We start from the raw sequence: 13,387 nt of genomic DNA on the forward strand, positions 1-13,387 counted from the left end.
GTGGGGTCATCGCGAAAGTCGGACAAAATAACTTGAATGCACCGGTTGGTGAGATCCAGAATCCACAGCGCGCGCTCCATGTCATCTTGGCTACGGAGGTTTGCTCCGGTCAGTCCAGACATCACGGTTGCGAGCCCTTGAAGCTTAAGAACCGCGGGATGCAGCCGGGATTGCGGTCCTCCTGCGCGAGGAAAATTGATACTTCCGGCATGGAATTCTCTTTTTCTTAAAAAATGCAATGTGGTATTATGATCATAATCTGACGCTTGAATAGCTACCACTTCAATAAGAAGTCTGTCGTTATTCAGCAGCCCTCGCTTTTTTGGCTATCGTTATTCGGCGAATTCCCCGATCTGCGTAGCGTCACAACGCTGCTGGTGCTTCGGGCACGCGAATACTGCGGCTTCAAATATGAGGCACGTATGGCGTTTGCTCCATTCGGAGCAAGCGACGCCACGGTATCCATGACGCGCGGGAGGGGCGAGGCTCGGGTTGCGCGCTACAGGAACAGCCATAATGTGGCGCCCCGGCTGGCGCATCCAATTGCAATCAGTTCGAGCATTGGAAAGTATTGAAATGCGCATCATTTCTGCTAAGGCGACTTTGCCGTAACCAAGCATGCCTTCGTCCAAATTTTTCCCTCCCCCTAGGGTGCGGGAAAAACGCTCCGTGGACTGCACGCGAGAGCGGCTCGCTCCGCGAGTGCGCGATAAACTGACGCTCGGCCGATCTTCAATATTTGTGCAAGCGCGAACGGCCCCACGCCATCGGCCTTCACCTTTCTGATCTTCGCGGCACCGACGCTCGCCTTACCTCGCCAGCAAGCGTGATTGTGATCGCTGCGCATTGAAGTCCCGGTGTTGCAGAGTGCTTTCGGCGGCCGCCGGTCATGATGCGGTTGCGATTGCAGATGCTCACGCCCGTCTCGGCCAGATGCAGCTGGCAGCAGCGGATGTCTTCGAGTTTGGCCGTGTCGAGGGACCGCTTCACACAAGGCGCGAAACGCTTGCAGCTGCCGATGTGCTCTCGTGCCCACACAGAGCTTGCGCGCATTCATGTCTTCGATCATGCGCTGGCGCAGCGGGCTGACAGCATCCGGATAAATAGGAAGCTCCTGTCTTGAATGAGGTTGACGGCACCTCGATCTTCAAGACAGGGCGACCCGCGCGCCAATGCCGATCTTTTACCGTGCTCGCGGTCGGGCTCCCCGCGCAGCGATTTAGTGCGCTGGCCCCTCTAAGACATGCCCGGCTATCCTGAGAATGTCCCTTCACTCGGTAGGCCGGAGGTTGAACCAGGTCCGGCCGAACACGAATGACTGCAGCGGACGTGGCCGACCAACGCGAAAGGGAACGCACCCGTGGTGATGGCTAATTCGCTCTCGGCGGCCAGCGTCGGGCTGCCCACCAGCCTGCCAGAGGTGCCCCAAATGCCAGGCGCCATGTGAATTGTGCAACAGAGGGCGCGACTATGGCCAACACCGTTGCGAACACGCATGCAAAGACCGGAAAGATCGCGGTTGCCAGCAACTCGGGATTGCGGTGATCGCGCAGCGCCAAAATCCAGAGCAGCGCATTCAGGCCGGCAATGATAGTCAGATGGGAGCCGTAGCTTACTGCGACGACGCTGTCGAGCCGATACGCCCCGTAAAGTCCGTTCGTCACCGGAAGCATGACGATCGACAGCAGGAAGATGAGATTGAGGAAGACTTGGCCGCGGCTGCCTTCAGGCGCGAAAATGAGCCTCCGATGATGGCTCAGCCAAAACACGCCGGCGACGATAAAGCTGATCATCAGCGCGATGACAGGTTGGGCGTAGGCATTTGCAAGGTCTCTCCAGGCCGGCGCACTCGCGAACCTGCTGGCCTTCGGTAAATCATAGGCGAGCAGCGTCATCGCAACGCCGAAGATGGTGTTGCTCAACGCCTCTAATCGACGCATTTCAAAAAGACCGATCTGCTTCAAGCTCGTTCCCCTTCAATGCCGCCGAGCCGCTGGCTTGTCGGATTTAAGATTGCCGGTTCTGGGCAAAGTAACGCGTTCAACGCAGCACACTTCCTAGCTAATAGCAAAAGGCGACAACAGAGTTCGGCTCCGGCAAGGCACGGCTCGCGCGGTTGCGAAATTGAAAGCCAACAACGCGATTGGACTTCGCGAATGGTCCGGAGCCGGTTGTAACACAGGGAAGAGCACGTCTGCGTGCAGGTACTTTGATACGGTCCTAAGCGTCGTTCAGGTGATAAGAACATCCTCTCCTATGTCACGGTATGGCATGTAAAGGTATCTTAACAACTTCCGCGCGTAATACGTTTGATTTGACGTGACGATATCAAAATGAATTTGGGCCAGCCAATGATGGCAATTTCCGCGGCCGATCTCATTACTGAGTTGGATGCTACCATCGCGAGGAGCTCATCCGAACGTTGTGCGCGCATGCTCTGGCGCGCCACCGAGCTGCTCGTTGACGGTAATCACCGATTGCAAGAGCCGCAGGTCGGCCTGCTTGACGACGTTCTAATTCGCTTGGCCCGGCGGATTGCGCCGGGGACGCTCGCCGAGTTCAGCACGACGCTTGCCGAACTGGCTACTGCTCCGATGAAGACACTGCGACGTCTCGCCTCGTGCGACGATCCGGCGATTGCAGTCCCGATCCTTCTAAGGTCTTCCGCCCTATCGCCGGCTGATCTCGTGGCGATCGCGACGTGCGGCAGCGAGGATCACCGTCTCGCCATTGCTCGCCGGCGCAGGATCGAAAGACCCGTGACCGAGGCAATATTGCAGCGCGGCAGCAGCAAGACTTGTCTGGCCCTCTTTGGCAATCCGGGCGCGGAATTCTCAGGCGCCGCCTATGCCCTCCTGATCGGTAGGGCTATGCAGGACGACGAGATCACGAAAGCGCTGGCGCTAAGGTCGGACACCCCGGACATAGTGGTTCGGGAGCTGCTGTCGGCATCGCCACGACCGGCGGTCAGGGCGTCTAACACAAGCGCGTCCTCGCAAGTATTAGCGACAGCGAAGCGGCCTTGCGACATTGAGTACGCTGCCGCGAGGCCGGAAATAATATCGCTCAATCGAATCGGCAAGCTGAGTGACTCGACTGTCAATCGGTTCGCGATCCGGCGTGAGACAGCCAACTTGTTCACCGCGTTGTCGGTGCTGTCCGGAGCACCGATACAGGCCATCGAGCAGGTTATGGCAGAGGCCGGTCACGAAGGCCCGGTTATGGCGTGCCGGGCATCGCGCTTGAATTGGCAGACCACGCTGGCCGTCCTCAACACTCGCGGCGCGGTGCTTTCATCAGGCCAACGCGTACGAGCTCAGGAGCTGTTTGAAACGCTTCATCTCTCGACCAGCCAATGGTCCGTCCGTTGGGGTGAAATCTCTGCGGGCGCCGAGGGTCGCACCGCAGGATCGGCAGGAAGCCAATGAAATTCGACGGTCGCAAGGCGTCTCGGGTGCGCATGGACAACAGACAGCCCGTGAACCTGATGGGTTCCGACGGCACCTGGCGGCGAAGCTGCGTCTTGCTCGATATCTCGAACACCGGCGCCAAGATCGAAGTCGAAGGGTCGCTCGATGTTCTCTCGGCCAAGGAGTTCTTCATGCTGCTGTCGTCGACGGGATTGGCCTATCGACGCTGCGAGCTGGTCTGGATCGACGGAACCACGGCTGGCGTCCACTTTATCCAAGCAAATGGCAAGAAGGCCCAAACGACAGCGAGCGACAGGGGCGCGCACAAACCAAGTTGAGCCGAGCAGTCTCATCGAAGTGAGCCAATGAACTTGCACGACCGACGAGGCCCATTCAGCCCGGCACCCGACGAACGAAGGCACCAGTCATGCTCGTGCACGTATTGGCCGACACCTCCGAGAAGCTCTTCGGGCTTTGCTCGCTTTTTGGACAACAGTTCACCGTTGCCGGCGAGCGGCTCGATGTAGAAGCAAAGCTTCCGCACGATGCTGCTGCGATCATCGTTCGTGCCGACCTGCGGGCGATCGAAAAGATTGCCGCACTGAAAAAGAGAGCTGCGCGGTTCGCCAAAGCAAAGAAGCGCATCTTCCTCGTCGAGCAAACCTCCCACTTTTGCATCTCGCAAGCTTATGCGCTGGGCGCAACGTTGGTGTTGCCTGGCAAGATCGAGGCAGCCAAGCTCCTGGCCGCTTTGTTCGATCCAGCCGCCCACGGAACTGGGTCGACGAGCGGCATCTCGAAGTTTGACAATGCGGTCGAGGCCGCGCAGCAACCGCCATTGCCTCGATGTTCACTTCAATCACCCTCGGAGAGCGGGTCGACGTCGCCGGCCCCAAAGAGGCCGGCCGCAAGATCACCAACCGAATTTCCGAGCATGGGTTGACCGAATGGCTGGCCACGGTGCGGCGCCATCACGAGGGAACGTTCCAGCATTGCCTGCTCGTGACCGGCGTCGCCGTCGATTTCGGCCTTAGTCTCGGTTTTCGTAAAATTGACCTTGAACGGCTCTCCACCGCTGCCATGTTCCACGACATAGGAAAGGCGAGGGTGCCCTTGGCGATCCTGGATAAGCCAGGGCGCCTCGACGAGGACGAGCGAGCGTTGGTCGCAACCCACCCGGCGGCGGGTTACGATGTGCTGAAAGGGCACTTGGACATCTCACCCGAAGTCCTCGATGCGGTCCGGCACCATCACGAATATCTCGATGGCAGCGGCTATCCTGATGGCCTCTGCGCCGAGAACATCACCGACATTGTGCGCGTTCTAACAATTTCGGATATCTTTGCGGCGTTGATCGAGCACCGGCCGTACAAGCCGACAACGCCGCGCGCGGCAGCGTACGAGGTTCTCTGCGGGATGAAGGGAAAGCTGGACAGGGCGCTAGTCGCCTCCTTTAAGCATGTCGCGCTTACCAGATGAATTCTGGTGGACCCTATGAAGGAATTACAACTCTCCACCGACGGTGTGATAGAACGCGGTCTCCCTTCCATGCGCTTCCGCTTCTGGCCCGTTCGAGACATGCCGGCCCGATCTGACCACGTCCGGTTTTTCGGCTGGACCGAAAGTCATCGCCGCAAACCGAGGCGATTGACTCATAGCTGTCGTCGATCCGCGAATTTTCGGGAACACACCTCAGAAAGTCGAAGCGTCGCAACCTAGTAGGTTTTTAGCCAAAGCCCGCCCTTCTTGCGAGCGCGCTGCACGCTCGTGTGGCCGGCCACGTTATGAAGTACGGAAACCTCGTCCTTTGGCATTCCCATCGCATTAACGATGCCACTGGGAATAAGCGGCAATGTGCGGACTGCAAACTTCGGTTTCAGCAATCGCGTCCATTTTACTACCCGAACAGGACATTCAGGCCGTGCCGAAGTTTGTAAAGTCACCATTAACGATCATAGCGCTGCTGCTCGGCTTCACGCTTGCGAGCTTTTGGGCCATGATCACCTGGAAGGCCATGCAGGAAAGAGGGCTCGCCTTCGCCAAGGCCGGATCCGAGACCCAGGCGCTCACGCATTCTCTCGCACAGCACGCCTCAAAGAGTTTCAACGCGGTGGCGCTCGCGCTGTTCGGAGCGGGCCAGTACATCCGGCATTCCGACAAATCCGCGCGTGCGTCGGCCGGAATCAACGATCTGCTTGCTCAATACGCGAAGAACATTCCTCAGGCGCGCGAACTGGGAGTGCTGGGGGAGACCGGCGACTGGATGTTTTCTTCGTTTGAAACCGTGCCGGCGGTCAACAACGGCGATCGCGAGTATTTCCGCTACCATCAATCCAACCCTGAAGACGCGGCACCCCGCATCAGCGATCCGCTGATCTCCCGCGTCACGGGAAGGCCCACCCTCCTGATGACCCAGCGGCTTGCGAATGCCGACGGCTCGTTCGGAGGCGTCGTTTTCGCGGCGATCGATCTTGCCTATTTCAGATCTTTCTACCAAGGGTTCGAAGCAGATCAGGACCGCACCGTCACGCTCATGAAGACGAACGGCAAGGTTCTCGTCCATCGCCGCGACGACCAGGTCGGCAAGGACGTCGCGGGAAGCTCGTTGTTTGTAAGTCGCCTCAAGGAGGTCGGAACGGGGCTGTATTCCATCGTGTCGCCTTTTGACGGCCGCGTGAAGCAATTTGCCTATGAGAGGGCGTCTGATTTCCCAATCGTGATCAGCGTTGCCACTCCCGAGGACGCTGTCTTGGACGCCTGGCGCCGAGATAGGAATTTTGATCTCCTGCTAGGCGGCGCAGTCTCCACGATCCTGATCGCTCTGGGGCTGGTGCTGGCCACTCAGATCCGTAGGCGCACGGCGCTGGCTGGATTGTTGCGCGAGCGAGAGCGTGGATACCGGTTGCTCGCCGAAAACGTGGAGGACGTCGTCACCCGCTTCGATAAGACTGGTCACAGACTGTATATCTCCCCCTCGGTCGAGAAGCTGCTCGGCTGGACGCCCTCGGAAATTCTGCAGCAGCCGGCCTATTCCAACATCCACCCGGCCCACCTTCTTCTGGTGAAAAGTTTGATCGAGGAACTCGGGCCACGGAGATCGACGGGGACCGCGGAGTATCTGACCCGCTGCCGCAACGGCAACTACGTCTGGGTCGAGACTCAGATGAACTATGTCGATGATCCGCACGAGCCCGGCCCGGAAATCGTCGGCGTGATCCGGGACATCTGCAAGCGCAAGGCCGCCGAGGAACAACTCGTTGCGGCAAACCAGCAACTGAAGGCGCTCTCCGAAACGGACCCGCTCAGTGAGATCGCGAACCGGAGAGGCTTTGACCGGGTGCTCGATGCTGAATTCAAACGGTGCCAGCGTTCGAGCTCGCCCCTTTCCGTGCTGTTCATCGATATCGACAAGTTCAAGTCTTTCAACGACACCTACGGTCATTCCGCGGGCGACGACTGCATCCGGCATGTTGCCAAGGCCATCGCGTGCTGCCTGAAAAGGCCGGCCGATCTGGTTGCGCGCTACGGTGGCGAGGAATTCGCAGTTCTTCTCCCCGAGACGGCATCCGGCAATGCCGAGTCAGTCGCCGAGACCATTCGTCAATCAGTCGCCGACCTCTGCATTGCGCATCAAGGAAGCCCAGACGGGTGCATTACGATCAGCGTCGGGGTGGCAGGGGGCAAGTGCGATGCGAGAACATCCCCGGCTTCAATGCTGGCTGCGGCCGACGGCGCATTGTATTTGGCCAAAGAGCAGGGGCGCAACCGGGTCTGTGCTGCAGCCGAAACACCCAGCATCAGGCTGGTGAGACCCGCCGGTTAGCGTCGGATTGGTCGAATTCGGCCCAATACTCACCGCGCGAGCTCAGGTGAGCAGCGCCTCCGTAGTTTCACGACCAGGATGCTCAATCGTTCCTCATCGCGCGACTGCAAATCAGTTCGATCAGCTTGATCCTGTACTATCTCGGTGGCTTCATGAGGTCAGATTCTGCCCATTGCGCACCTCCACTTACACAGCCACTATGTCTCAATTCAGGAGATAAGCCGACTCCAAGTCAAGTCGGCGACGGAAGTCAGCCTGTGACCCAAAGCGGACTCCAGCGCGTCGTGCTGCCGCCCCTGAGGGAGTGAACTACTGCCTCTCAGATTTCGGTTGTCGCCGGGTCTGGCGATCGATGCGCCTCAGCTTCTGCCTTAAGCCGCTCCATCTTGAGCCTGGCTCGGCGTCTGGATGAGCGATTGGTTTCGGTCAAGCCGGCAAGGCGCTCGATCATGTTGAGCGCGCTAGCAGCGTCTTGATTTCGCGACAGTTGTTCAGTTGTTGACCCATCGCCGTTTCCTGCCTCAAGCGCCTGAACGTTGGCTTTCAGGCTGAAAGCAGACTCTGTCCGAACAGTGCCCCCTTGTGAAACCCAAAGTGGAAATCCAGATCCACACCTAGCCGACCACTTACCTATCCAATGGGGCCAACGCGCTCAGCAACGGTTCGCTCGAGATTGCCATAAGACCGGTGAAGGGATGGCTCAACTCGACTATCAAAAAAATTGCCGTTGACGCTGACAGAGCACAGACGAGCAGCGTAGCCGCGATGATCATGTTCGGACGGGCAAACAACCCGAAGCTGATGAAGATGGACGTAAGCCAAAAAACAAGTGCGTTTTCGAACGGCCTCGGGATGGAATAAGATGATTGTGCAAATAAGACCCGTGTTTGGGCCAAATCGATACCGAGCTGAATGGCTTTGGTTTGCGTAATTCGTTCTGTGTCATTGTGCGGGGTGAGCTTGAGCAACCCATCGAAGAAGAGGTCGGCCTGGGCTGTGGCTTCGAAGGGCGCAGCTCCTGTCGAGCCGCCATCTTGTTTCCGCCAAATTCGATCCACGAGACTCTGCACGGCATTTCGTAGCGAAGCACGAACTTGCTGTGCATCGGCACCTGAACGCGCGAGCATGTTGTCGAGCAAGATGACGTTGGCTGTAATTTGTTTGATTTGATTGCTCTGCGTTTGCAGCGCGCTCTGCGCGGAGGCGATGAGAAGGCCAAGGACGAGCGCCGAGAGCGTCGCAATCAAACCGGTTCCTACCCTAACAACATCCCTTGTGTCAGAATTGAGATGGTGCTCGGGAAGGACTGTGCGCAGGAAAATTCCGAGCAATGCTCCACCGAAGATAAACACGAACGCGATCCCGGCAATAAACATGCTCCATGCAGCTCCTGCTCTTTGGCGACCATGGGACTATAGCTATTACTTCGTCACGATCCGCCGCGTGGGGGTGACGGCAGTGGTCGGTGCCATCGGCGAAAGCGAGAAAGTCAGCCACGTATTCCAGCCGGCTGGCCGGTTTTCTGCGGCAAATTCGCCATAACCTTTCAGGTTTAAATATCCCTGGAGGTCGCCGACCGGAAACAGGTATCCGATCTGAGGACCGAGTCCCACCACGCGCGAGCGGAATCCACCCAGGGTTGGAGGCTGACCAAAATCGTCTGTGATCTGCTGATAGTAGTATCCGACTAAGCCAACGAAGAGCTGCTTTGACAGAAACTGCGAAGCGCCCCAATCGATATGGAAATCGACGCCGTTTTGATATTGCGTATCAATATTCTTGAAATTGTAGGTGAGCCCAGCGACAGCCGAAAACTCGTGCCCCAACTTTTCGTTGAAGTAAGTATAGCCGCCGCCGCCGTCGATCGCTCCGTGACCAATGCCAAGATTAGCAAGCCGGGTCGCCGAATAGGCGCCAGCAGGGATGTCACCCGTCAAGTACGTCATGTAATTGTGGACACCGGCGTTCCACTTCAACGTGGCCTGCGGGTAAAGATCGCCAACCGAGGTGATTGAATCGGAGAGCGTACCCGTGCGGGTCGTCACAAATGGCCCGACCGCCGCCGTCAGCGTTCCGTCCAGGGTTGCGGCGGATCGGCCAAACAGGCCAGTGATGCCGATTGCCAATTGTCCGCCGAGTACTGGCGTCGCAAACGTGTAGGTGGGGTTGAGCAGGATGAGGTCCGCCTGTGCGTTCAAACGCAGATTTAAATCGACATTGACATTAGCGGGGATACGGCCGACGCGAATTTCCCGCGCCGCGGCTGCGTTACCGAAGGCGGACACGCTAGTGTGATAATAGACCTCGGCCATCGACCAGCCCGGCATCGAAGGGACTGCCGCAAGACTGCCGAAACGCCCCGGGAGCCAGTACGAGACGCCGTCCTCGTCGGCATAAGCAGCGTGGGACAACGAGCCGGCCAACGTCACCGCTAGGCCCATCGTTGCGCAAACAAAACCAAAAGACCTGCACTTGGATACGTACTGCGCCATCGAGCCGTCCCCCCGCTTATGGAATGACAGTGTATCGACGGACTGTTCAATGTCTCGCTCAAAGGTGGCAATTTCGTCAGATTCGCGTCTGCATGTTGCGCTAAAGTCACGCCCACTCGCCGCTACTTCGGCGTCCTGACTCGGTTGCTATCCTCAAAGCAAGCTTGCTCAGGATCAATGATAACGACGATGTCGCGGCGGCGAGAAAGGTCGGTGAAAGTTGAAATCAGCGGAGCGGCTGGCGCTGCCTGCCAAACAGTCTCGCGCTCACAAAGTTTGTCTAGCATTTCAACGATAAATGTTACGACTCCCTAAACCGTGAAGCGCTAGAGAGGCGGGTGCTAATTGCGCACTGCATAAAGCGGCGTTCTGAGCGTTAGCTGGAAGGCGGGCTTCGGCACCCACATGATTTCTGCGGTAACTCCGAAAAGGCGGTTGTCATTGTCGTCCATGCGATCGAGATCCAGCCGCACAATCGGCTGCGTCAACGGCTGGATCGGCGCAAGGTTCAGAAGCTGTGCGCCCTCAAACGACTGGACGCCAATACGTCCGGTGAACTTCCAATTGTTCGGCCATTGATAGTATCCGCCGACATAGCCGACCGTGTTGGGTCTGACATTGACCACCGCACTACTGAGATCGACGCGCGTGTGCTGGATACCCGCGAGCAACCCCCTGGTCTCGTCGGCATTCAGCGCATAGTCGAACTCGAGGATGTTGTTGAACGATATCGCGGTCAGCGGTCCATTGGGGATCGATTGGCTGATGGTCGATTGCAGTGTCACCGTTGGAAAATTACCGCCGTTCTGCTGATAAAGGTCCGCTTGGAAACCGATGTTCCAGCTCGTAGTGTCAAATGACGACCATCCTCCGCCTCCAAACTGCGTTGAACTCCCGGAGACGCCGCCGTAAAGCGAGACGTTATCGGTGACGTCGACAGTGAATGGAAGATCAACGTTGACCGATTTCGCCGCTGGCAAGCTGGCCGGCAACGCCGCGCCGTTCGGCCCAGAGAGCGTCTGCACTGCATTGAAGAATGAGGGGTGGCCAAAACCAAACGCTAGGGATCCCGCAGGAATTTGCCCGTAATAGGATCTAAGGTCGAGGTACATCGTCGGCAGAGCCGGCTTTGCCTCGCCATCGTCGCCGGCATCTGCAGCCAACGAGCTGGCCACCGGACAGATCAGCACGGCGGCGAGTGCAGCCCCTACGGCAGTTTGAAGATCAAACATGCAGGCTCCGCGTTTGACACAAACCTCGCTTTACCGCATGGCTGCTTCAGATGACGAAACATTTGGCCATGGACCAGGTCGCTTTGTGGCAATGTTACTCGACGACTCTATGTCAACGCCAGCAAGCGGGCTCGGTACCGCAGTTTGCAAGCCAAGGTTAAGCAATTGAGCAGGCTGCATCGAGCATCCGGCCGGCTTGCGCCAGAAGCAGCATTAGACGAAAGCGCGTTGCATGTCTCGACAGGACCAGGAGCTTACGTCCAAGACCCACGAAAGCCAAGCGCCGCACTGCACCCTTGTCCCCCATACCCGGCCATACAACGAACGGCGCGCCATCACTCTGGGCGGCCCCTTTTCGACTACTATTTTACAAGTACGCCGTATACGAACTGACCCACACCAGGATCGAGGCAAGCAGACCGATCAAGCCGGCGTTGCCGGCAAAGGCGGTAGCGCTTCCCGACCTCCCCAAACGAAGCGAGTCCCGGTTCATTTCGTTGGGGATGGAGATGATCGCCGGGTAAACCGTCGCTCCACCGAGCGCGTTCGTGCGCGCCAACATGCCGGACGCCGCGATCTGGCCTTGGCCGATCCCCCTCGGGATTCCGATGATCCTTGCATGATAGATGCGGCCTGGAACGTTGTCGAAAACTAAATCAACTGGCGCGCCTTCCTTGACGGCCTGGAAACCGTTCTGCGCGAACATGCCGACCAGCGTGATCTCATCTTCCACGATGAACGACATCGCCGAGCGCGCCTGCAGCGCCCGGTCCCCCACGGACAATGCGACAACGGTGACATAACCGTCCGCGGGCGCACGCACCGCCGTCTGTGACAACTCCCAATTGGCATTATCGAGCTGCGCCTGAAGTTGCGCGACGGACGTGTTGACGCCTCCAATCTCGGAGTCGATGGCTAGCTTGGCGCTCTGCTGCGCCGCTTTCGCGGATTCTAATTGTGCCGAGACCGTCTCATACTGGACCTGCTTGTCTCGCGCCTGAAATTGCGAGTTCGCATCGTCTGACGCAAGCGTCTGTATGTCAGCGAGGCGCTTCGCGTTGTACGCCACCTGCGCCGTGAGTCCCGCGACATTCGCCGTCGCCTGCTCGTAATTCGCCTTTAGAATATTGGTCTGCTGTTTTGCCGCGGCGAGCGAAGCCTGCAATCGCGTGACCTTGTACTGGAATGGGGCTGGGTCGATCTGAAACAACACGTCGTCCCTCTTGACCGGGACGTTTGGCTTGACCGGCATTGCGACAATTTGTCCCGTCACATTCGGCGTCACTTCCACGACGCGGCCGGTCACCGTCACGACGGAGTGAGATAATTAAAAAGCGCGAGATATGTTGCGAGGATAAACGCGCCGATCAGCAGCGAGATTGTCCCGGACAGCCGGCCCCATTTCACAAGTCGAAATTTCGAAAACAGCAACCAAAGCGCCGCAAAGTATAGGCACACAATTATGACCATGACTCTCTCTTATAGTTCGTGCTAAGATTATTCCCGCGGAGGTGGTTGATGCATCACATCATAATCGCCGCTCAACGTTAAGCTCTACGAGCCCCTAAATTACGGCGCCTCGTATTCGAGTCCTGCAGACGCATTTTGGCGTTTAATGCAGCCTATGTTGCATGTTCTTTGAACGCGACCTGCCGCGCCCGCGCGAGAGTGTTTCCGGACAGACCGAAGTTCTACAAAGAAAAAGGAATTCGGCGTCATGCGCACTAATAGATTGAATCGGATTTTTGGAATGCTGGCTGTGTCCGCTATGTTGTGCGGTCCCCAAGCAGCGCTCGCTCAGAACGCTGCAGCGCCGCCCTCCCTGAAAACAATCGGTACTCCATCTGCTTCGGCCAAACCCGAGATCGTGCCCTCGCTATTCGTGCTCAACTCGCGCGGTGCGACGTTGAAGGGCGACACGCTCACCGTGACCGGCGTAGCACCCAGCTCGATCATTTTCGCCGATCGACCGGTACGCTCCGCGGGTCACCAGCCCACCGCCGACGTAATCGCCGAGTGGGGATCGGGCGAGGACAGTTTTGCCAAAAATCCGCCGAACGCGACCTTGTCCGTGTTCAGCAAGGATGGTTCGGTGAAGGACGCTGTCGTCGTGCTGAAAACTCCGAAGCTCGAAGGCGACAGGCTCACATTCAACGTTCAGACCCTGGAGGGAGATATCGCCGACGCCGACGGTGGAGCTGCCCTTTTCATCGACATTATCGGCCGGCCATTCACGCCGATGTCGTTTGCAGGCGTCGCGCGCCGTTCGGCGTTTCGCGGCGCCATGTATGCCGGCGCGGTAGGCGCGGCGGCGTACGGAGCGGCTGCTTACTACCACCCATACGCCCGCCCGGCCTGCGGCTATTACCCCTATCCCCCCTGTTATTGAAAACGGGAAAGACACAGGGGTGCTTGCCACGCCGGCTGGCC

9 protein-coding genes and 1 pseudogene are annotated in these 13,387 nt (G+C 58.1%); 5 read left to right on the forward strand and 5 right to left on the reverse strand.

Features of this window, described 5'->3' with window-relative positions:
• Nucleotides 1-1,370: 1,370 nt before the first annotated feature.
• Nucleotides 1,371-1,940 carry a TMEM175 family protein gene (locus tag IVB40_RS09145; protein ID WP_247819513.1) on the reverse strand — a complete coding sequence of 190 codons (570 nt, stop codon included), beginning with the start codon at nucleotides 1,938-1,940 and terminating at the stop codon, nucleotides 1,371-1,373.
• A 411-nt stretch (nucleotides 1,941-2,351) separates the two neighbouring features.
• Here IVB40_RS09145 and IVB40_RS09150 point away from each other — a divergent pair, with 411 nt between their 5' ends.
• From IVB40_RS09150 to IVB40_RS09165, 4 genes and pseudogenes are all read left to right on the forward strand, one after another.
• A complete protein-coding gene (locus IVB40_RS09150; RefSeq protein ID WP_247288314.1) occupies nucleotides 2,352-3,428 on the forward strand; it encodes a DUF2336 domain-containing protein in 1,077 nt (358 codons plus the stop codon).
• Entirely contained in the window at nucleotides 3,425-3,748 is a 324-nt protein-coding gene (locus tag IVB40_RS09155; protein ID WP_247818668.1) for a PilZ domain-containing protein, read from the forward strand. The genes IVB40_RS09150 and IVB40_RS09155 overlap by 4 nt, the downstream gene beginning before the upstream one ends.
• A gap of 89 nt (nucleotides 3,749-3,837) precedes the next feature.
• Nucleotides 3,838-4,889 (forward strand): annotated as a pseudogene (locus tag IVB40_RS09160) (HD domain-containing phosphohydrolase).
• A gap of 373 nt (nucleotides 4,890-5,262) precedes the next feature.
• Nucleotides 5,263-7,233, forward strand: a complete 1,971-nt coding sequence (locus IVB40_RS09165; protein WP_247818669.1) for a diguanylate cyclase — start codon at nucleotides 5,263-5,265, stop codon at nucleotides 7,231-7,233.
• Between the two features lie 626 nt (nucleotides 7,234-7,859).
• On the opposite strand, the gene IVB40_RS09170 is transcribed toward IVB40_RS09165, so the two are convergent.
• The 4 genes from IVB40_RS09170 to IVB40_RS09185 all read right to left on the reverse strand — a co-directional run bounded on the left by IVB40_RS09170 (nucleotide 7,860) and on the right by IVB40_RS09185 (nucleotide 12,269).
• Complete coding sequence (locus tag IVB40_RS09170) at nucleotides 7,860-8,609, reverse strand: hypothetical protein (protein WP_247288269.1); 750 nt, start codon at nucleotides 8,607-8,609, stop codon at nucleotides 7,860-7,862.
• Between the two features lie 45 nt (nucleotides 8,610-8,654).
• Complete coding sequence (locus IVB40_RS09175; RefSeq protein ID WP_247288316.1) at nucleotides 8,655-9,674, reverse strand: transporter; 1,020 nt, start codon at nucleotides 9,672-9,674, stop codon at nucleotides 8,655-8,657.
• 392 nt (nucleotides 9,675-10,066) lie between these two features.
• Nucleotides 10,067-10,957: a hypothetical protein gene (locus tag IVB40_RS09180; protein WP_247288270.1), complete on the reverse strand. Its 891-nt coding sequence runs from the start codon at nucleotides 10,955-10,957 to the stop codon at nucleotides 10,067-10,069.
• Nucleotides 10,958-11,324: 367 nt separating this feature from the next.
• A complete protein-coding gene (locus tag IVB40_RS09185; protein WP_247818670.1) occupies nucleotides 11,325-12,269 on the reverse strand; it encodes a biotin/lipoyl-binding protein in 945 nt (314 codons plus the stop codon).
• A gap of 438 nt (nucleotides 12,270-12,707) precedes the next feature.
• Between IVB40_RS09185 and IVB40_RS09190 the strand changes: the two genes are divergently transcribed.
• Nucleotides 12,708-13,346: a hypothetical protein gene (locus tag IVB40_RS09190; protein WP_247288273.1), complete on the forward strand. Its 639-nt coding sequence runs from the start codon at nucleotides 12,708-12,710 to the stop codon at nucleotides 13,344-13,346.
• Nucleotides 13,347-13,387: the final 41 nt, after the last annotated feature.

It is taken from the genome of Bradyrhizobium sp. 40 (assembly GCF_023100925.1).
GTDB lineage: Bacteria > Pseudomonadota > Alphaproteobacteria > Rhizobiales > Xanthobacteraceae > Bradyrhizobium.